This is a genomic window from Legionella cincinnatiensis, assembly GCF_900452415.1.
In the GTDB taxonomy this organism is placed as follows: Bacteria; Pseudomonadota; Gammaproteobacteria; order Legionellales; family Legionellaceae; genus Legionella; species Legionella cincinnatiensis.
This window is the reverse complement of record NZ_UGNX01000001.1, coordinates 1477689-1499380: the sequence shown is the minus strand read 5'-3', so window position 1 is coordinate 1499380 and position 21692 is coordinate 1477689. Positions and strand designations below refer to the sequence as shown.

The window sequence follows — 21692 nt, the reverse complement described above, 5'->3', positions numbered from 1 at the left end:
GGGAAGCGTAAATTTGGACATTTTACCTCAACCAAGACTTAATTTATTTGATATGCTCATATTTTTTCCTAAAATCCTTTAACAGGAACATCTTTCAGATCGGGATTAACAACAGTATTTTCCAATTTTTTAGCACTTTGAAAGAATGTTTGCCCAGTAGATTGCCAAAATTTTGGGGTATTACCCGTTATTGCAGAATAAGCAAGAACACCTAAACCAGGAAGAATACCCGTCACCAATATACTTAGAGCAATCATTGTATATCTTTTCCATGCCGGATCTCGGTGAGCTTGGATGAGTCGTTCTCCTTCATTTAATTGATTATAGAATTGACCAACTTTGACACTAGGTTTATTCTTTGCTTTAAGTGTGTCATACAACTCGCTAACCTTATCAAATTTTTGCTTAAGAATCTTACTAGATTCATTTTCAGGCCAACTTTGAATTTTTCTCACATTTTTAACAAGATTAGGAAAGTCATTCACATCCAGAGTAGGATCCACAGATTTTTTTATTTCTTTAGCTAAATGAATTAAATAATCTTTAGTTAATGGAGTTAGTTCTTTTTTAATAATGATTTGAAGATCGAACTCATACTCATCATCAACCGTTGCTGTTGTACTTTGTTCTGCTTTTAATAGTTCCAATTGTTGATTGAGATGAGCTATGTTGCCACGAAGATTACGATTCTCCTCCTCAAGCAGGGCATTTGCTCTAGATAATTCAATAATTAACTTTTGTTGCTCTTCATTAGTAGAGGTTAAGGCATTTACTAATTGCATTTGCTTGTCCCATTCATCAGTCAACAAGACAATCAATTTCGCTTTCTCCTCTTTTCCAGAAGTTAATGATTTAATAAGTTCCGCTTGCTTTGTGATATCAAGCTCTAACTTGTGAATCACTTCAGCTTTCGCTCCTACCTCAAGTCTCAATTCCTTAATCAATTCTGCTTGCTCTTCAATATTAAGGTTTAGCGCTTTAATCAGCTTAGCGCGCATTCCAAGATCAAGATTCAAATGGCGTATCAGTTCTGCTTGATCTTTAACCTCAAGCTCTAACTTGCCAATAAGTTCCGCTTGATCTTTAACTTCAAGTCGCAAATTGCTAATAAGTTCCGCTTGATCTTTAACTTCAAGTCGCAAATTGCTAATTAATTCTGCTTTATCTTTAACCTCAAACTGCAAATTGTTAATTAACTCTGCTTGATCTTTAACTTCAAGCCGCAGATTGTTAATTAGTGCTGCTTTATCTTTAACCTCAAGCTGCAAATTGCTAATTAATTCTGCTTGATCTTTAACTTCAAGCCGCAGATTGCTAATTAGCTCCGCTTGATCTGTAACTTCGAGCCGCAGATTGCTAATTAGTGCTGCTTGCTCTTCAACCTTAAGACCTAACTTGTTCATCAATTCTGCTTGTTGTTGTCTATCTTGGGTCAACAGCGCTATCTGATTCGCTTGTTGTTCATTAGTTGATGATAACTCTTGAATCACATGTAATTTTTCTTCAATAGCTAACGCTAAAGGATTAACAGCCCCCATTCCTATAGCTAGTCCTTCAATTTGTTGGAAAAGATCCTGATTTTCATCTCCAAATATCTTTTTAACATTTTGTAAAGGGATCTTATGGCGATGGAGATATTGAGCTACTAGATAAATGACACGCGATTTATATTCTTCCAACTCTGTTTCAACTTGTTCGTAACTAAGGGTATTATCAAGTGCTTTAAAGTCAGGAAGCGCTTTTCTAAATTTATCGAGTTCATTGGAGGAAGCAATAACTTCTTGAATAATATGAGGTAATAAATAAGTAAGATTTTCATCCACAGCCTCATCGATTAACAAGCAAGACCATGCACGGCTATTTATAGCTAACTCACTGGACAACTCAAGTTTGGATAATTCTGAAAACTCTTGCTCCAATAAGTGTTTCACCTCATAAGACAGTGAGTGCTTTTCCTGAAGTTGTTTGGATCTTGATATAAATCCTTTTAACTTTTCTATTAATAATTCATTTTCTAAGGAGTTGCCCTCTGCCCTTTTCTCTTCTAAGTTATCAATAATTTTTTGAATTTTACCGTCTAACTCATTAAGAAATTGTTTTTCTTTTAATTTATTTGCAAGCTCCTGGTACTGACCTTTTAAAGTATTGCGCTTCATGGTCAAAGTGGCTTCTAAATCAGACTTTAATCGCTCAAAAATCTTTGTGGCTAATTCATTATGAGGATCGGTTTGAGTGAAAATTGAAAACGCAGAAAATGTTCGTTGAATTGCTTCATAAACAGCTAACCGTTCGTCAGGGTTTACTAATTTATTTTGTAAATAGGATTGCCTTACTTCTTCAATAAGAGTCGTTATCCCTTGTAAAAGTAAATCAAACCCCTCTTTAGAATCTATAGCATGGGCAATTTTATCAAACATTATCGATTCAGTCATATCCTGAAGTGCTGCTGTTGGCTCCTTTTTTTTCAAATCTTTCAACTCTTGCAATTTCTTTGTGTGTTCACAAATTTTGACCAGACGTTGCGTAGCAATATCCAAAGTCCCGCTAAGGGGAATATCATCTGATAAACCTAACTCATGATTTAAATGCATGCGAGCATGCTCGTAATTAAGAAAATGCCCGCCTGGAACAGGAGGAATAATCACGTCTAGAAAAGTATCATTATGAGCTAAATGGTGAACAATCCGCTGATCAGTAACATTCCATATTAATTTAAGTAGCGCTTGTTCTTGTCCAAGTACCGCGTAGGAAGTTTTATTGTAATTTAAATAAGCCTCCCTATTTTCGATAATCTGATTATACAATTTAAAATATAAATCTTTTAATCGTTTTTCCCAAGCAGGAAATTCTCTTTCAAATAGCTCAGACATTAATTCCGCAAACGGATCATCTTGCTGTGCTCGTGGAGTAATGTTTACTCCATTGCGTGTTAAGAAATCAATAAGTTTAACCACAGCGAGTTCTTGTACATGAGCCGTTGATTTTTCAGATGAATTCTTACCTCTTTGTTGATCCAAAAGATTTCCAGAACCGGTTCCATGATGTCCTGGTAAACTTTGCAGTTTAAATTTAGTTTCTGGAGAAACACATTTAGGTACGATTGGTTTAAAACAACGTGTACGCTCGTTCTCATAAATAACCTGCTCATACTCTTTAACAATTTTTGGTACTTCATAAAAACGAGGATCTCTCCAGGCTAGTGAAGAAACATGAGTAACCCCTACATAATTTCCTCCAGGAACAGGATCAATATTCAACATAGATATTTTTACATCACCTATATGTTTACTGATTTCATCCCATTTTAAATTCTCAAAAGCATCTTTATGAGAGCCAGACATCGCCGTTTTAGTATACTTACATACACTATTTAAAATCTCAGGACTAAAACTATCTAATCTTTTTTCTTTTGTTAGATTTTGTAAACGCTCTAACTCATGCGCAACCAATATCGCCTCAACAGCACCTCGGCTATGAGCAATGACATTAATATTCGTTTCTCCTCGGCTTATTGCTTCTAATACTGCAGCAACTCCACGTGCAATTCTATCTCCCACTTCTGCACCAAAAGTAGTAGGACCATCAATCACAGCTACGTCTTGATTTCTAAAACGAGTCACATCATCCGTAGGCATTGTTGACTCTTTGTTAATTAGCGTGGAAATGTAACTTAATGTTTCTGCTTTATCATATGCATTTTCAAGGTGATCCGGGGTAAATTGAGTATCAGTACCTAATAAAGTAAGCGTGAAAGACATAATTAGTCCAAAAACAACATCAATATCTTCATTATAAAATAAGGATATTAACTAAATATTAATCCACATGACTTAATTTGAATGCAAAAAAACGATTTTTGTATAGGACAAAAATTAGCGACATCTTTGTGAGAATGAGCGAAGTGATCTAAAACGATCTTTGCTTACTAAAAACAAATACGGCACTGATGAATGAGTCAACAAGCGGTTTTATCGGCATAGTTTTTTTAAGCTATCGATGCTTTTTCTAAAATCAGCAGATTCTGCAGCCAGTAACAGCCGATGTTGGTGCGTAATACTGGAAAATAAGGGATCATCGCTTTATCTTTCAATTACTAAAGGTAGTTTGACAGTATATAAACAGACTTATCCACAGAAAATGTGCATAACTTAGAGAAGTGAATTTTATTTAAAATAGGAATAAACCTAGATAAAACAAGGATCTTGAGAAACTCTAAAATTGAGTGCAACTATTGGGTCAAACTAAATATCCACAGATTTGGATATTCGAAAAGAATTAAAGCATGGCTATTTTAAACAAACAAAAATTAAAAAAACAGTCTTGACTTAAACTATTTTCCTTCTTTATTTTTAAAATATCTGCAAAACCTTATACCTAAATAAAAGTCGTAGCATGGCTTTTTCATCTATTTGTATGTGATTGCTCTTGCAAAATACATCTGTCAATAAACCCGAATATAGAGTACTATCGAACTCTATTTTTCTTCAAATGCAACTAAAATAGGACATGGCGCTGAATCAGCTCTTTTACATTCTTTTATTAAGCGGTAAAGAGATTCTCGAGCCTCCGTAAGTTCAGCAATTTGCATATCCAACTTTGTAATACGGTTTTGGGCGATGCTTCTCACACGCTCACGATCATTCTTTGCATCGAGATCTAATAATTCTTTGATTTCCTTTAGAGTAAAACCAGCTTTTTTTGCCGAAAGAATAAACCTTAAACGACGGATGTCATGCTCACCATAACGCCTGATTCTTCCCGCGCTAAACTCTTTTGCAAGTGGTGGAATACTAAGAATCCCTTGGCGTTGGTAATAACGTATCGTTTCTACCCCAACTCCACATAATTTAGCAAATTCACTAATTGTTTTACTATTCATTACTTGACTCCGTACTATAGTACATACTCTATATTATTTATAGACCATGAATCAATGGAGTATTCAAATGAGAAATACAGCAGCTAAAAAAGCGACTCTCTATCGTATGGTGATCCCAAAGCATATATGTCCTTATGGCCTTAAAACCAAAGATTTATTGGAACGCCAAGGTTATATTATTGAAGATAAGTGGCTCACTAGTCGTGAACAAGTAGATGCATTTAAAGAAGAACATGACGTGAAAACTACACCTCAAACCTTTATCAATGGAAAACGGATCGGGGGTTACGACGATTTGCGCCGCTATTTTGGAAAAAAAGTGCAAGATCCTAAAGAAAAAAGCTATCGTCCAGTAATTGTTCTTTTTTCTATAACTGCCCTTATGGCACTTGCTACAAGCTATGCATCCACCAGTACTGTGTTTACAACTCGAGCTTTAAGTTGGTTTGTTTCCTTTAGCATGACCGTTCTTGCGCTTTTAAAGTTACAGAATGTTGAGGGATTTTCAACTATGTTTCTGAATTATGACCTCTTAGCCAAGCGATGGGTCCCCTACAGCTACATTTATCCTTTTGCAGAAGCATTAGCAGGGATTCTAATGATCGCAGGAGCCTTTAGTTGGATTTCAATTCCGGTTGCCTTGTTTATAGGAACAATAGGCGCCCTCTCTGTATTTAAAGCAGTCTATATTGAGAAACGCGAATTGAAATGTGCCTGTGTCGGCGGTGACAGCAATGTTCCTTTGGGATTTATCTCCCTCACCGAAAACTTAATGATGATTGGAATGGCACTGGCAATGTGGCGCATGTATTGAAGTCACTACTCAATTCCCTTAAGGCAATATTTATACATTAAATTTATTCGTTAACTTAGCAGGAGCAGTTCATGCGGTATTTATTTTTTCTATTATATTTAGGGTTTATGCTGGACGGAGTCCCATCTTACGCCCAGGGGTACCCCCCTCATTCCCACCAATACCCTGGTAAAAATGAGGCGAGCAACCGTAGCATTAAGATTTCTCTTGAAAAATCACCAAATATACTCACCGCCAATAAACCAATAACCATCAGGTTTCAATTGCTAAGAGATAATAAAGCGCTCAAGATTGATGAGTTAAAAGAAGTACATACCCAGAAAATTCATGTATTAATCATTGATCCTTCTCTTAGTGACTATCATCATGTTCATCCTGTAATAGATAGTAAAAAACAAGATTTTGTATTTAGTTTTACCCCAAAAAAGACTGGCGCTTATCAAATGTGGGTAGATATTACTCCCATCAAAACCAATAAGCAGGAGTTTTTAGTAACTGATTTAGGAACTTCCCCCCTAAATCCATTAGTGAAAGAAAAAGTAGTATTAAATACTAAGATGAGCCCTTATGAATTCACTTTGACACTAGACAGTAAACCAAAAGCGGGGCAAGAAGTTATGGCAACCATTACCGTTACCAAGAATGGCAAACCATTCACTAAGCTTGAACCTGTGATGGGAGCATTTGCTCATGTTGTGGGTTTTAGCGGCGATCATGCATCGATTCTTCATATTCATCCTATGGGAAAAGAGCCCACTAGGGAATCCGAGCGCGGCGGCGCTGAGCTCATGTTTCATATAGGGCTTAAAAAAACCGGATTTGTTAAATTATTTGCGCAATTTCGGATTAATGAACAAGATGTATATGTTCCTTTTGCAATTAAGGTGAGCTAAGAAGTGAGTAAGGCTTCATTGCTTGTGAAAGCGGGGATAACTGGGGCATGAAATCTATGTTATGCCCCAGGTACAATATAAATTTAAAGAGGTTCACCCATCTTTTATTAATATTTTAAATATCTTATTGTTTACAGAAAGTTAGGTTAATTACCACAAGAAGTTTGACAGAATATAAACAGAGTTATCCACAGAAAATGTGCATAACTTAGAGGAAATAGACTCTATTTAAAAATAGCAAAAACCTAGGTAAAACAAGGCTCTCAAGAATCTTTGAAAGGGACTTCAATTACTAGGATTGAATAAATATCCACAGATTGAATATTTGAATTAATGCATTTACATTTTAAACAAACAAAAATTAAAAAAACAGTCTTGACTTGAACTATTTTTCTTCTTTATTTATTTAGGTAAATTTTCAAAAATTTATTGAAATCTATTAATACCCTCTTTTACCTCAATTACACGATCCAGTGCTTATTCTTAATTTTGCACTTCTCAAAATTAAACACCTTGACACTAAACATGTCGCCCTGTAAAAATTAAAACATTAATAAGGAATGAAAAGGAGAATGTTATGGAAGGAAAACTGGAACTTTATCAGCAGGAACTTAATGTTCAAACTCAAACAATTTTTGAGCGTCTAGAATACTATCGAAAGACCATGTTTGAAATAAGGAAATTATTAAAGGATTATTTCTTTAATACATGGCGAACACAAAGACTTACTGAAGTTGCTAAAGGAGAAGAAGTTGTTTTTAGCTTCAATATAGTTCAAAAAGCCATGGAAGATTGTTTGGTTGATGAGAACATATTAATAGAAACTGCTCAAACAATTGTCAAGGAAGCAGAAAATCCAAGCTTTATAGCTGCTTTTGATCATCATGTTTTAAAAAGTGGTTTACCATTGGAATTAAATCAAGAAGATGGCTTGTTTCTCTTTAAACCTGAAAAACCATATACTCCTATGGCACAAGTTTTTATGCGCCAATTTGCTTATGCTCTGAGTATTTATCGTGTATGTTTAGGCGCTTGCGAAACTTATTTTGCCATTTATAGTCATCAAGGAATAAACACCACCCAACAAAAAGATTACATTGAGTCCGCGAATTTTTTAAAACAACAACTTCATGAAGAAGTTGATTTAATTTCTTTGTGTAATGAAGTAAAAAAAATTGAAAATGAAATTTTAAGCTTGCTCCACACTGAGAAAGTCCATGAAGGACTAGATCAATTTAAGAAAGATATCGATACATTTAAAATTAAATTGGTTACATTATTGGAATCTGGAGCAAATTATTTACAAGATTCCTATAAAGAATTTCCTAACAATCCTATATTATGGATACTTCATGATCGGAGTTGGCACGCATTACTTAAGACGATTTCAGGCCTCCTTTATGCACAGCAATATAACTATTCTACCTTGTATGGCACATTAGAAATTAAGAAAGAATTTATTGGTTTAATTAAGACAGAAATAGACAAATTTGATACCGCTGTATTAGCAAAAACTCCTTTACTTAAAATTGAATTATTAAAAAAAGCAGCAAAACTTATTAATGAAATAAAAATTGATATACTTGGTACACTTGCTGAGAAAGAAATAGAAATGGTCGAAGCTCCCAAAGTCGATGTCTTTTCTCCTCGTCTATCTCATAATATTTATGGACTCTATTTTGCTTATCATAAAAGCCAATTGACAACTAAAGACCCTATTGAAGAAGAACACGTTGAAAAAGAGCAAGAAGAACTGTACAAACCTTTGTAAATAAATATTGACCGCAAATGCCTAAAACTCGATCAAGTTTAGGTTGATTAGTTGGATCTGGATCTGTCATAGAATCAATTAGTTTTCGCATCTCCTGACCTGCTTGAGTTTGAAAGTGCTAATCCTACTAATAGCTATTGAAAACCTTAGCATCTATATAGGTGGGACCTAGCAAGGTGTAGCCCATAGTTCTCTCTTGTGTTTGTCTAATGTATCATTTTCAGCAAGAAGAAAATTAGTGGGTTTAATGTCAACATGTGCTCCGCTATGTTGAAGCGTGTTCTCACTGGCCAATTCTATTACAGGCATAACGAGTAATCATATCACTGCTCTTGAGCACATTATGAGAGCAGTTAGCGAATCCCATCATGGAATAAAGATCCCGTATGGAGAATGATTTTATTTTCTATATTCAAATAAAACTCCCACCTTCTGAGCCAGACAAATTATTAAGTAGTTACTTGTTTATCGCAAAATAATATGAATATTTTTCGAATGCCCCATCAACCAGATTGGTCTGCTTAGTAGAAGGAATTGTAAAGGAATGTTCGAGTAAAAGCAGCACATATTCCTGGATGCACCCAGACGAATTCGAGTATGACGTTTGGATGGGAGGCTCTTGCAAAAATACTGGAGCCTATGTTAAAAACATAAGTGGTGCTGATTGTGTTGTCGCTATTAATATAGATGCAAGATTTGCTGCTGATACAGATATAGAGCCATTCCAAATTTCAAGAAATGCTATTCCATATAATGCTAATTACAGCTCAACCAATGAACATCAAAACTCGATTCATATTGATATGCTCCCCCCTCAGCTGCGTAATGAATTCTTTCAAGCTTTATACTTAATTGCACACCGTTATCCTGAAGACGATATAAGGAAAAGCCCCTAGCAATAATTAATCTTGAAATAAATAACAGTTACTTCCTCTATTATCCATTTCACTCAAAAAATAACTGCATGTCTTTATGGGGGATCCCGGCATCCGTGTATTCATTACTGCATACTATAAAACCCAATTTTTCATAAAATGGGATAGCATGAGTTTGCGAACTTAATTTAATTTTTTTTATCAATGTATGTTTCTGAAGATCAGATAAAATAAACCGCATAATTGCAAACCCTAACCCTTTTCCTTGATGCTCGTCCAATATAGCTACCCGCTCGATTTTTGCAAAATCCTCTACATACCTCACTCGGGTTGTCCCAGATGGATGCTTATTGTACCATAAAAGGTAGTGATCACTCTCGGCATCTTTTCCATCCACCTCCTCGTGTAGAGGAACATGCTGGCCGGCAACAAACACCTTAAAGCGAATCTCCAAACATTTTTTAATATCCTCATCAGAAGAGACTTTTTTTATAAAAATTGCCATAGTTAAGATCCATTTTGATTTATTGTTCATTATACTTAACTGAACTATTAACCTGCTAGGATGCGAGACCTAAACATGGTTCCTTAGCAGAATGACTAGTACTTCACAACTTGCACCGTAACGAAAAAATTTAGCTTATGTCATAGATTTCAATTGGATGTTTATCCTTATTTTGAGTATTACTGAGATTTAAATTGGAATAAACGTCAAAAAAATTACGCCGTTGCTCTTCTTCTAAATATTTTAAATAGGATGAAATCTCATCATAGACGGTTGGAATTTTAATATCTTGTTCGCCTAACAAGTCATAATTAACACATGAAGCAACAAATTGGAGCATTGGATTAAAATATCCGTCTATATTAACCAGTCCAAACGGTTTTTTAATAACTCCTATTTTGATAGCGCACCAAGTTTCGAATAGCTCATCGAATGTACCAATCCCTCCAGGCATCGCTAGCAACTGGGATGATTTTTCATGAATCAAACGTTTTCGTTCATACATGGAGCTTACTAGATGCAATTCATCTAAAAACTCGCTTGGTGGCTCTATTTTAGCAAGGTATTCCGTAGTTATCCCAATAACTGTTCCACCATGAGATTTAACCGTTTTAGCAAGAAGCCCCATTAAACCAGTTCCTCCTCCCCCGTACACCACCGCATATCCGTGTTTGGCAATTCCTTTTCCTAAAGAGACAACAGCATCTTTAAAAGATGGATTATTGCCCATACTTGAGCCTAGGTAAACGCCAATTGTTGGGGAAACAATTATTTCTGAATTATTCAATTTACTTGCTCGAAAATAGGTCGTTCATATTTTTGGGTGCTAAAAAAAGAAATTTTCATAATATTTAATAAATAGACAAAAGCAGTTTTTATCTTAATCCATAAGCTTCGTTAACATGAGTGTAATTATAGGGCAGGTTCTCTAAAATCCAATAAGATTTTTCTATCGTTAACTGTTAAAATTGAAAATTAATAAAAACTCTATTATTTATTTTATCTATTACGCTTTTTTATATTGATATTTCTATAGTTGCTGAATATTTCTGCTATAAAATTAAATAAACAATTAACAAATTTTTTTCAAACCTCTTAACTACACGTTGATAAAATTATGGCTCGTAATTTTAAAATTAGCATACGCATTAGTATTATGGCCCTATTTGTGTTTTTATTAAGTCTGATAGGTTTTACTATCATTGGTATTAATTATCTCGCTTTCAATAAGGTCCTTAATAATAGTGCAAAAGATTTAATTACAAAAACATCTTTGTTCGTTAATGAACGATTTCAAGCTTATTTAGATACCCTAAACCATAATCTAATGGAAATGAGAAGCGCGATTAGTAATGATATTATCAATTCTAATAACCAGAACTTATTTGAGCAATTTCTTTTCGAAACAATCCAAGATAATCCAGACATATTTATGATTCACTATGGAGCAGCAAATGGCGATTTCTTTAATATAAATAGAGAAGAAAAAAAAGGATTACAATTAGTCCACACAGTGAACTCTAAACCTCCTTTTATCAACATGCGTTATAAGTTAGATAAACAAGGAAAAATAATTAAAAAAGAAACGATGACTATTCCCTATGATCCAAGAACCCGTCCTTGGTACCAAGAGGTTGTACGCAATAAAAAACCGATATGGACCAACACATATAAATTTTATTTGTTTGGTAGAAGACCTGGTGTTGCTGTTGCTGCTCCTATATATGATAAAAATAATAATCTAAAAGGTGTTACAGCAATTGCTTTGACCATCAATCACCTCCAAAAATTTATAAAAGAACTGGAACTAACGAAAAATACAATGATTTTTGTTATTAACAATGAGTCAAATGTCATCGCTTTTCGTGATCCCAAGATTCCAGAAAATATTGTAGGAAAAAAGTTAGATTCTGATTTACTAAAAAAACTGAACATTCCATCAAAGATACTCGACGATCATTTTCATTTAAAAATACAATCCTATGTGTATAAACAACAAAGATACTTTTTCTCGTACCAACCCATATTAAATAAATTAGGAATAGAGCCTTGGCATATTTTAATTATTACTCCTGAAAATGATGTGATAAAGCCTCTAAAAAATTTAAGTAAGGGCTACGTCTTGTTAACTATTTTAGTTTTATTTATTGGAGCAATCTTAGTTCGTATCGTCTCGCAAAAAATATCAAATCCCATCATTCAATTAGCCGAAGAATCAAAAAAAATCACTATGTTTCATCTGAAAGCCAAATCACCCCTAAAAACTATGATTAAAGAAATCAGCTATTTGGATAAAGCATTATCTACCCTCCGTTCGAGTCTAACTTCCTTTCAGCGTTATGTTCCTCATTCTTTAGTTAAAAAATTAGTACATACGGGAAAAATAGCTAAGGTTGGTGGCCAAAATCAAACAATTACTATTTTATTTTCAGACATCAAGAACTTTACAACCATTTCAGAATCAACATCTCCTCAAAAACTCATGACTTATTTATCTAATTATTTCCAGTCAATGACAGAGGCTGTGATTCAACACGAAGGAACACTGGATAAATACATCGGTGATGCAATTATGGCCATCTGGAATGCCCCTTCAAAAGATGTAGAACATGCCTTTCATGCTTGTGAAACTGCCAAATCGATGCAGAAACGCCTTGAAAGTCTCAATAAAAGGCATAAAAATGAGGGGTTTCCTGAATTTAACATTAGAATTGGTATTCATACTGGAGAGGCTATTGTTGGTAATGTAGGTTCCGAAGACAGACTCAATTACACAGCCTTAGGCGATACAGTGAATTTAGCAAGTCGCTTGGAATCAATAAGTAAGAATTATAATACACAAATTATTGTTAGTCATGCGACATTCAATCAAGTATCAGAGAAATTTCATTTTCGCTTTTTAGATGAAGTTACCGTTCGTGGTAAACAAGAAAGCATTGCCATTTATGAATTAATCACTAATCAGGATATTGAAAATCTTGAGCAACATAAACAAGAATTTATAAAAGCATTTTCTCTCTATCAAAAAGGCTTATGGAAAAAAAGCATAGAGGCTTTTCTGGCAATTACCCCTGCTTATCCAGGCGATCAATTAGCTTCAATATATATTGAGCGCTGTCGAATGTTAGCTCATTCATCACCTGTTCACTGGGATGGTATATGGCGCTATTAATGTGAGTGCAGCCATTACTACTCAAAGTGTAGTCATCAATACATGCACACTGCCAGAGACAAAAAGCTGATGAGCGATTGATATTCTTCAATAGTAGGCCAACGCTCGCTATAATAAAGAGTATCAATAAAGCAAAGGATGAATTCATGGAAGTACAGTTCTTAGGCGCGACTCAAACAGTTACGGGTTCAAAATATTTAGTACAAACTGAAAATATGAAAATTCTTGTCGACTGTGGTCTTTTTCAAGGTTATAAAGAACTTCGTTTACGAAATTGGGCTTCAATACCTGTTAAACCCCAAGATATTAATTATGTTTTGCTTACCCATGCTCATATTGATCATAGTGGATACATTCCATTACTGGTAAAAAATGGGTTTCGTGGAAAAATAATTTGTACCGAAGGAACCTATGATTTGTGTAAAATTTTATTGCCCGATAGCGGCCATCTTCAGGAAGAGGAAGCCCTTTATGCAAATAAAAAAAGCTATTCAAAGCATCATCCAGCCCTTCCTCTTTATACTCAAGAGGATGCAGAACTCTCACTGAACTACTTTCATCCTACAGATTTAAACAAGCCATTTAAAATGCATAAGGATTTTTATGCAAGCTTCCATTATGCTGGTCATATTCTTGGAGCTTCTTTTATCCGGATTTGTCATCATAATGTATCACTACTTTTTTCAGGTGATCTTGGCCGAACCCAGGATCCTATTATGAATCCACCTCAGGCGCCGATAGAGTCCAATTATTTAGTTGTTGAGTCAACCTATGGTAACCGTTTACATGATAAAGTGGATCCTGAGAAACAACTTGGAGAAGTAATTAACCGTACAGTAAAACGTAGTGGTATTGTTTTAATCCCTGCTTTTACAGTCGGCCGCACCCAATCTTTGTTGTATTACATTCAACAATTAAAATCAAAAAAAATAATCGCAGATATTCCGGTTATTGTAGACAGTCCAATGGCTACGAATGCAACAGAAATATTTTCTCATCATGCAAATGAAAATCGATTAACTGCTCAGCAATGTATGGAACTCTGTGGTGTTGCCCAATACGTGCGTACTACAGAAGAGTCTATTGCATTGAGCCACCAAAAAATGCCCATGATTCTAATCTCTGCAAGTGGAATGGCCACAGGAGGTCGAGTTGTACATCATATACGAAATTTTGCCCCAAATCCTAAAAATACAATCCTATTTAGTGGTTTTCAGGCAGGAGGAACTCGTGGTGATAGAATGCTTCGCGGTGAAAAAGAAATAAAAATGTTTGGGCAAATGGTTCCAATTCGATCTGAGGTGATTCAAATGGAAAATATTTCTGCACATGCAGATTATGCTGAAATACTCTCTTGGTTAGCACGTTTAAAAAATGCGCCCAGAAAAGTTTTTATCACTCATGGTGAAAAAGAGTCTTCCGAATCTCTTAAAATAAAAATAGAACAAAAACTTCATTGGAACTGCGTGATTCCTAACTATTTAGATCAAGAAAAATTAAGATGAACAAACAAAAGAGATCCAATAAATTAAAATTAGTTAAATTAGGTATTGATACAAAGCAGGAATTTATTCTTTTTATACGTTCAGATTGTTTTATTTGTATTTCGGAAGGATTTGAAACCCAGGCCCGAGTTATCGTTCAGTTAAATAAAACTTGAGTTGGGAAAAAAAATACCCCCTCAGCAAGCTACAGAGTTAGCAATAAAATTATTGGAAAGTGGAACTGCACTAAAAAAATTCTTAGCAATTTGCGAAGCTCAAGGTGGTTTTAGAGTTCCCTCTACTGCATCATTTACACATGATGTTACTGCGACAAAAAATGGGCTTATTACCGCAATTGATAATAGAAATCTAGCGAAAATAGCAAAATTAGCAGGAGCTCCTTATGAACCTGCTGCGGGTATTGAGTTTTATGCAAAATTAAATACTCAAATAGAAAAAGGACAATTGTTGTATCGCGTGCATGCTGAATCTAAAGGAACTTTGGACTATGCCTGTACTTATGCTTTATCTATACCCAACATTATTAAAATCACACCGGAAAAAACATAGCCTAAGAGCAAGCATATGGATAAGCATATTCTTTTTTCATTACCAGGAAACTCAGGGCTTACAAAAAAGTTAAGCAATAAGCTCGCTATTGAAATGGGTAAAGCAGAGATACGAACCTTTCCTGATAAGGAATCTTATATTTGCATTCATTCAAAAGTCAGAAATAAAACAAGTAATAATCTCTGGCTTTAAAAATTCAATATGTATTGGTGTACATGCTCTTTTTAATACTCAAACGGAAAATATGCTCATAAACGCGGGCGCAAAGCAAATAATTACCTGTAATACCATAATACATTCCACTAACCAAATAGATATTTCTAATATTCTTGCAAAAGGCATGTTGAATTATGTTAAAAAATTTAACATGGGGTATGAAAATTAAAATCGATTTACCTAACGCTTCCAATTGTCCTCATCCAATGCAATAAAAGTGGATGGTTTTCTGTCAATAAACCGTTTGATTAATTGCTGCCAAAAAGGACGATATAAAACATTAAATAAAGGATGTGAGTCATCAACAGGAAAACATGGCCCATGATTCACTTCTAATAACCAAAGCTTATTCCCCTCGGCTTCAACCATAAAATCAAAACCAAAACAAGCAATTCGAGGCTGGCTATCTTGCCAAATAGTGGCAAATTGCTTTTTTAAGGCCTTCACTACAAGTTGGCAAATAGAAATAATACCCTGCTTATAGGGTTGAAAAATTGCCATATCATCGCTTAAGCGTTGGACAACATTAAGTCGCTCATCATTAAGATGTTCATTGGTGAGATGGGCTTCTAGTAGGTTGAAATTATCTTCTTGATAAGGTTTTAAGGCAATATTTAAATAGCCACTAGGAAAAAGTGCTGAGCCTACATGCGTCGATACCACGAGCAATTCTCGAATAGAAAATTTATGCCCAAATGTAGGTCCCTGAATAAGTTGTGGTTTAACAATATAACGCTGTAAAACTTGAGGCCCCCCCATGCGATGATGGGAAAGAAAATGTGTTTCAACATCATTTAGGTCATGAAATAGATGAATATGTTGTCCATTATTCAACATAGAAGGTTTCAATATCCAAGGCAAATTAGCAGCTTGTGAGTTGCCAATATCAGCCAATACAAAAGGCCAAATTTGATCATCGATAAAAAAAGTTTCCGGCATCAAATATTCGAGATGATTTTCTTGTAAGAAGGATGCCAGAAGATGTTTATACTCCAATGTCTTACTAATCAACGGTGAAAACTGAAGCCAATCTTCATTCACTGACGCCAGTGCCGAAAACTTACTTGACTTCCATCCCTCTGCTTTCAAAAAGCGAGCCAAATTAGCATGCGTTGGCGATTTATCTTCTACTAAATGAAATTTTCTCATAATCTGTTGCTATTCATTTTTTCAATTCTGGATTTCATAAACAAGTATAGCCTTCATTAAATGAGTTCGTAATGCATGATTTTGGAGTATGTAGCGGTTCGATAAATATTGAGGGCTATTACTCTCCTAATTTATCCTCTTTGATGACTGGTCAATAGTCTATATAATCCTTATTTATAAATTCAAATCAATGGTTAGGCTAAAGCGCAACCATAGCAAGGCTAGAGGATACCTATGTTTCGATCCATTTTAATAATTGCATTAATGACGTTTAGCGTCATTACTCAAGCAGCTCTTCCCAATGATCCAATTCAACGCTGTTTGGATATTAGAAGGCTTGCAGACTTTACCACAAGACAGAAAATGGCTGCTAAAGAACCTGGTGTATTGCGCTTTAAATTTCATAAAATTTCAGCATCCGAGTTACCGTTAGATAATCCTGTAGGAAACATGGATGAAGTGATTAAAGCATTAAATAATCAGCTTGAAAACTGCAATAAAAACTATGGTGGATTTCAGACAGTTACGATTGCTGGCCAAAAACTCAAGCGCCAAGAATGGTGTCTTAATACCAACACAAAAATGCTCGCTCTTGCAAAAGCAGCCCATGGCGATTTTCAAAAATTTTTGGCAACCATTAAAACCGAATTTGATTGGTATAAAAGTGATGGCTGGCCTGAAAATCATGCGGGATTTAAAAAGGGAGAGTTTCAATTTACTGCTTATTATGCCCCCGCCCCTATTGAAGCTCGCACCAAACAGGATGGAGCATTTTTATATCCTATTTATAGTAATCCCGGAGTTGTACAAGTAACATCGGAAAGCAAAAAATTCCATTTGCAAATTCCTCTTTGCGGCGTGGATCCACTTACCAAAATGGTGCGTGGATTTTGCCTGAAAAATGCCAATAACACCTACTCCTTAGTACCAGATAGAGAAGAAATTAATCATGGAGCTTTAAATCCAAAGTATATTATTGGTTATGTTAAAGACCCCAATGATCCAGCTTTTTTAATGCTTCAAGGCTCGGGTTCATTAATTCTTGATGGTAAATTATTTCAGATTAATTACGATGGGGCTAACGGCAGACCACGCACCATGCTTGGACGAATAGTTCAATGCGCACAAGATCCAACTTGTGGTGGCAACCTGGATACCATTGAACGTTGTGCTAAAGATCCTAAATGTCATGATGAAACAAAGTTACGCTGCAATCTCTCTAAAAAAATCAAACAAAGCGGGGCATCAGAAAAATTAATTCGCCAATATCTAAATACTCTTAGCCCTGATAAAGCCCAGAATTTGAGAAATCGTGATCAAAGCTATGTATTTTTTGCCAAAGAAAATGGTGGGCCTTATGGTTCAGAAAATATTCCTCTAACACCTCATGCCTCATGCGCAACCGATCACCGAGTCATTCCTATTGGAATGAGTTTTATTTATCAGTCCAAAAAATCTACTTCCTGGTGTTTGGCCCAAGACGCAGGTGGTGCTATTGTAGGGGCTCATGTAGATGTTTATAAAGGTGAGGGAAATCAAGCGGGTATAGAAGCAAATGGGTTAAATCACGCAGGCTCATTATTTGTGGCTCTACCAAAACATAAATAGAACTCACGCATCTGCTCCTTATAGTTTAATGCTGCTTTTTATAAAGCATCTATTATTCTGCGTGTAAATTACTTGGTCACTGGTAGGCCTGCTTTTGAGGCAGTGCCTACCGCACTCGTGCTTGGTGTAGTTTTTTTTGATCCAGTCTCCGAATCTTGAGTAGAGTCTTGGACTGTAGACAGATTATTTCCTTAATTGGAATTTCATATTCCTAGTTGTAAGAAAAAAACACATAAGATCTAGACTAGCCCCTCCGTTTTTCGCGGAGGGTTCATCTCATCATGACAAAAATGCGGGATAATATTCGAGAAATGGGGTTTCGGGCCAACGTTGTTTTAACTCATTTAATAGTGCTACCGCCATCTTTCGTAAATGTGGTAATTGTTGATGGGACGTTGTTTTATCAATAAATGCTTGCAACCTTGAAAAAACCCTTGGTCTCACCCAATTGTTTTCTGCCTTCCATAAAGAATCTTTAGGTACAGGGCCAGACGGTCCGATTCTGTCTTTTTCCCAAATTGAATCAATAAAAGGTATTGTTTGTTGTAAAATCCAAAAACCACACGCATAGGTATAGGCTTTCTCATACTCCGTATCATCTGTTGCTGCCGGAATATTTTGTTTCAGCTCTTCTCTATAAATGAGCTCTAAATGCTCAATAATATCAGCAGGGATTGCTTTCGCACACCAACAAGTAGGCATACTCATACGTAAATACGTTCCATCTAGCAACGCATTACGTACTACGCACCATTCAAAATCAATAAGCTGCAGATCTTTAGTTTCTGTATGGTCAAATACATTATCAGGGCAAATATCACCATGGGTCAGAACAGTAAAGGGTCCTGGTTTTAGCACATATTCAATGACAGACTTGGCTTCATCAATGCATTCATCGGTTAAAATTAAACTTAACTTTTTATTTGCTATCTCCAGTTTTGGTAACAAATCAGCAAACATAAAATCCCGTTCGTCATCAATTGATTGAGCATTTTGATTAATAGATATTAAAAGACGTTCATAAAGCTCGGTATTGCCAAAACTTGCTGCATGAAAACTACCCAAAGCTTTCATAAAACGAGTCAATGCTGCAGTAGCTGCTCCCTGATTTGCCGCAGTAAGTGAATCAACTAAACTAATATGCGGTATTCCCAAGTCTTCAATAAGAATAAATCTGTTCTCTTTATCGCCCCCATAAAATTTTGGTACATTATGACTCGTTTGTTTGATTTGACTTGCAAACTCAAGACCCGCCCAGTCTCGAGCAAATCGCGCATATGCTTCTTTATCATCAACATCAATTTCTTCTCGTAAAGATTGCTTCAAAATAATACTTGCAGGCACTGTTTTCGCTTTGCTTGATAAAACCAGTCTTACTACACAATTTCTACGTTCAGGTTCACTTAAAAACTGAGTGGAACATACCTTAACTTCTGTAGCAAATTTTGTGTGTAACAAATGAGTAATCTTATGAAGTATCTTAGGATCCAGAACTGTTTTTTCTATTGTCATAAAGTAACTCGCTTTAATTAATACGCCCTTGTGTTTCCTGCTCTTTCTCAAAAAACGTAACAAAAAATGTTTTAGAAAGCAGCGGATTCTAAACCTACTCCAGAATGAATATTTTTCCCGAAGCATTCCAGGATAGTATTTAAAATACCTTAAGTAAGGCCCTAATTTTTTTTAAATGCACCCATTTTAATGCACAAGTTTAAGCTCTCTTTGCAAGGACTTTGAGAAGCATGCCGCACTACTCTTGTGTACCCATTATTTTTTACCCAATATTGAAGGATGATCTGATAATTTGAATTATTTTTTTACTCACGGGATTTTTATGTTTTTCAGGCCTATAAACTAAACAAATCTCATCATGAAATACGGGAGCATCTTTTAATTTTTTAAGATGAGCATATTGAGATGCAACTCTTGAAGGCAAAAGACCGTAGCCAAGACCTAATGATGTTAATTTAGCAACAACCTCAAGATTAGCAGAGTTAAGTATGCCATTAAAAATTAATTTTTTACCCAATTTTTTAAGTATATATTGTGATTGAGCGAGATTTTGATCATAAATCAGTTTATCTTGAGCATTCTGCGCATAAAAGACGGTGACTTCATCCTTATTTAACTTGTTAATAACGAGATCAGGATGTTTTATAGGGTTTACAACGATTCCAAAATCGGCCTCCCAACTAATAATCTTTTCAGTCATCTCTCTTGAAAGGCCATGAATAAAATTAAACCCAAGTTTTGGAAAATTAACTTGGAGTTTTGGCATAAAGTATTCGAGCGTATGAAGAGCAACTGATGGATGAACAGCAATGGTATAGTTTGCTTGAATAAGCCCTGATTCAGAATTAGCCAGGTTTTGAGCCTGCTCCCACTCATACAATAGACGATAGGAACGTCGCTTAAACTCCTCTCCAAGTTTCGTGAGTTGGATACCCGTTTTAAGTCGAATTAGAAGCTGCCCACCCAGTTTACTTTCTAATCTTTTTACAGCATAACTGAGCGCAGGCTGAGATATCCCTATAATTTCAGAGGCCCTTGTAATGTTAAGGGTTTCACTGACAATTATAAAATATTTTATGTCATCTAATAATAAAGGCATAAAAAAATTTTATCACAACAATTAAAATAAGTCATTTTATTTATCTCTTGAAAGTAAGTAATCTAAATTCAGGAGAGAAAAAATGAAAAATACAACATTTAATTTAAGTACAATTCAGAATCATTCAATTAACAATTTTGAGCTTAGAAAATCATTAAATAGCGCCTATGCTATGGAAATGGCTAAAAAAATATTGGCTGAGTTCATGATTTTTCGGCGTGTTCCAAAGTCTATCGATGCATGTAACGATGTAAATTGCCCAAAGTGTTCTTCGCCTCATTTACCAAAGATACTCTCAGCAGTAAAAAAAAGTGAACCAGTGACTTTTGTATTGCCAGCTTTCCCTGGAAAGTCTCCAAATCCCGAAAAAGTACTTAGTCACTTTCCTGATCATGCAGAAAGACTTGCGCTCCATTTTCTTGGAAATCTTTGTCAAAAAATTAAAAGATTTTATCCACCTGGAATTAAAATCTTTCTGTGTTCCGATGGAAGAGTATTTAGTGATGTAGTTGGGATGAAGGAAAGTAATGTGACCGATTACCAGGTTGAATTAGATAAACTGATACAGGAAATGTCCCTTCCAGACTTATCAACGTTTAATCTTGATGACTTTTATAGGGGACTTAACTTTATCCAAATGCGTGACGAACTCATGAAAGGTTATGCACAATCATTAGATTTTCTTAAGTATAAGATTCGTAATGGCGCAAAACCCACAGCAAGCCCGGATGAACAAGAATCAAATCGCATGTATTGTGGTATCACACGCTTTTTATTTGAAGACTCCAAGTATCGAGGCCAAACTAAAAGTCGTACTGCGATCCAAAAAGAATCTCGTTCTAAAGCATATGAGGTTATAAGAAGAAGTAATGCCTGGAGTCAGTTAATTGCAGAGCATTTTCCTAACGCTGTTCGACTGTCTATTCACCCTCAAACTTGCGGTGCAAAAAAATTAGGGATCCGTTTAATTGGAAATGAAAGTTGGATGACTCCATGGCATGGCGTTGTCATTGAAAGCAAGAAAGGTTATATCTTGCTAAAACGCTCAGAAGCCGAAGCTTTAGGTGCTCAATTAATTTATGCCACTGATGGACGTCCAAGCCATTATAAACTAATCACAGATTAATGCTTATCGATAGAAAGGA

General features: G+C 35.3%; 18 protein-coding genes. 10 read left to right on the top strand and 8 right to left on the bottom strand.

All coding sequences use genetic code 11. From position 1 onward, the window contains the following. Positions 1-68 precede the first annotated feature (68 nt). Both DYH34_RS06595 and DYH34_RS06590 read right to left on the bottom strand, forming a co-directional pair. On the bottom strand, positions 69-3758 hold the full coding sequence (locus DYH34_RS06595; protein ID WP_238589563.1) for a coiled-coil domain-containing protein: 3690 nt from the start codon (positions 3756-3758) through the stop codon (positions 69-71). Between the two features lie 716 nt (positions 3759-4474). Further along, positions 4475-4879 (bottom strand): MerR family transcriptional regulator, encoded by a 405-nt coding sequence (locus DYH34_RS06590; RefSeq protein WP_058466103.1) that lies wholly within the window; start codon positions 4877-4879, stop codon positions 4475-4477. Positions 4880-4946: 67 nt separating this feature from the next. Between DYH34_RS06590 and DYH34_RS06585 the strand changes: the two genes are divergently transcribed. From DYH34_RS06585 to DYH34_RS06575, 3 genes are all read left to right on the top strand, one after another. Beyond that, entirely contained in the window at positions 4947-5693 is a 747-nt protein-coding gene (locus DYH34_RS06585; RefSeq protein WP_058466102.1) for a MauE/DoxX family redox-associated membrane protein, read from the top strand. Positions 5694-5764: 71 nt separating this feature from the next. Beyond that, positions 5765-6586 carry a hypothetical protein gene (locus DYH34_RS06580; RefSeq protein ID WP_058466101.1) on the top strand — a complete coding sequence of 274 codons (822 nt, stop codon included), beginning with the start codon at positions 5765-5767 and terminating at the stop codon, positions 6584-6586. A gap of 577 nt (positions 6587-7163) precedes the next feature. Further along, positions 7164-8357 carry a hypothetical protein gene (locus DYH34_RS06575; RefSeq protein ID WP_058466100.1) on the top strand — a complete coding sequence of 398 codons (1194 nt, stop codon included), beginning with the start codon at positions 7164-7166 and terminating at the stop codon, positions 8355-8357. 168 nt (positions 8358-8525) lie between these two features. On the opposite strand, the gene DYH34_RS17980 is transcribed toward DYH34_RS06575, so the two are convergent. Next, positions 8526-8666 (bottom strand): hypothetical protein, encoded by a 141-nt coding sequence (locus DYH34_RS17980; RefSeq protein ID WP_172465405.1) that lies wholly within the window; start codon positions 8664-8666, stop codon positions 8526-8528. Between the two features lie 299 nt (positions 8667-8965). Here DYH34_RS17980 and DYH34_RS06570 point away from each other — a divergent pair, with 299 nt between their 5' ends. Continuing rightward, the gene (locus DYH34_RS06570; RefSeq protein ID WP_058466099.1) at positions 8966-9253 is read left to right on the top strand and encodes a hypothetical protein; all 288 of its coding nucleotides are present in this window, start codon (positions 8966-8968) and stop codon (positions 9251-9253) included. Positions 9254-9302: 49 nt separating this feature from the next. On the opposite strand, the gene DYH34_RS06565 is transcribed toward DYH34_RS06570, so the two are convergent. Both DYH34_RS06565 and DYH34_RS06560 read right to left on the bottom strand, forming a co-directional pair. After that, positions 9303-9737 carry a GNAT family N-acetyltransferase gene (locus tag DYH34_RS06565; RefSeq protein ID WP_058466098.1) on the bottom strand — a complete coding sequence of 145 codons (435 nt, stop codon included), beginning with the start codon at positions 9735-9737 and terminating at the stop codon, positions 9303-9305. Positions 9738-9867: 130 nt separating this feature from the next. Next, the gene (locus tag DYH34_RS06560; RefSeq protein ID WP_058466097.1) at positions 9868-10524 is read right to left on the bottom strand and encodes an LOG family protein; all 657 of its coding nucleotides are present in this window, start codon (positions 10522-10524) and stop codon (positions 9868-9870) included. 330 nt (positions 10525-10854) lie between these two features. Between DYH34_RS06560 and DYH34_RS06555 the strand changes: the two genes are divergently transcribed. From DYH34_RS06555 to DYH34_RS18320, 4 genes are all read left to right on the top strand, one after another. Next, positions 10855-12909: an adenylate/guanylate cyclase domain-containing protein gene (locus DYH34_RS06555; RefSeq protein WP_058466096.1), complete on the top strand. Its 2055-nt coding sequence runs from the start codon at positions 10855-10857 to the stop codon at positions 12907-12909. 146 nt (positions 12910-13055) lie between these two features. Beyond that, the gene (locus DYH34_RS06550; RefSeq protein WP_058466095.1) at positions 13056-14414 is read left to right on the top strand and encodes an MBL fold metallo-hydrolase RNA specificity domain-containing protein; all 1359 of its coding nucleotides are present in this window, start codon (positions 13056-13058) and stop codon (positions 14412-14414) included. Positions 14415-14570: 156 nt separating this feature from the next. Continuing rightward, positions 14571-14963 (top strand): hypothetical protein, encoded by a 393-nt coding sequence (locus tag DYH34_RS06545; RefSeq protein WP_058466094.1) that lies wholly within the window; start codon positions 14571-14573, stop codon positions 14961-14963. A gap of 15 nt (positions 14964-14978) precedes the next feature. Then, the gene (locus DYH34_RS18320) at positions 14979-15155 is read left to right on the top strand and encodes a ribose-phosphate pyrophosphokinase-like domain-containing protein (RefSeq protein ID WP_238589562.1); all 177 of its coding nucleotides are present in this window, start codon (positions 14979-14981) and stop codon (positions 15153-15155) included. A gap of 204 nt (positions 15156-15359) precedes the next feature. On the opposite strand, the gene DYH34_RS06535 is transcribed toward DYH34_RS18320, so the two are convergent. Next, the gene (locus DYH34_RS06535; protein WP_058466093.1) at positions 15360-16328 is read right to left on the bottom strand and encodes an ATP-grasp domain-containing protein; all 969 of its coding nucleotides are present in this window, start codon (positions 16326-16328) and stop codon (positions 15360-15362) included. 234 nt (positions 16329-16562) lie between these two features. Between DYH34_RS06535 and DYH34_RS06530 the strand changes: the two genes are divergently transcribed. Continuing rightward, positions 16563-17936, top strand: coding sequence for an MltA domain-containing protein (locus tag DYH34_RS06530; protein WP_058466092.1), 1374 nt, complete (start codon positions 16563-16565; stop codon positions 17934-17936). 279 nt (positions 17937-18215) lie between these two features. On the opposite strand, the gene DYH34_RS06525 is transcribed toward DYH34_RS06530, so the two are convergent. Both DYH34_RS06525 and DYH34_RS06520 read right to left on the bottom strand, forming a co-directional pair. Next, the gene (locus tag DYH34_RS06525; RefSeq protein WP_058466091.1) at positions 18216-19448 is read right to left on the bottom strand and encodes a phosphotransferase; all 1233 of its coding nucleotides are present in this window, start codon (positions 19446-19448) and stop codon (positions 18216-18218) included. 262 nt (positions 19449-19710) lie between these two features. Further along, complete coding sequence (locus DYH34_RS06520) at positions 19711-20547, bottom strand: LysR family transcriptional regulator (RefSeq protein WP_058466090.1); 837 nt, start codon at positions 20545-20547, stop codon at positions 19711-19713. Between the two features lie 82 nt (positions 20548-20629). Here DYH34_RS06520 and DYH34_RS06515 point away from each other — a divergent pair, with 82 nt between their 5' ends. Continuing rightward, on the top strand, positions 20630-21673 hold the full coding sequence (locus tag DYH34_RS06515) for an L-tyrosine/L-tryptophan isonitrile synthase family protein (RefSeq protein WP_058466089.1): 1044 nt from the start codon (positions 20630-20632) through the stop codon (positions 21671-21673). Positions 21674-21692 lie beyond the last annotated feature (19 nt).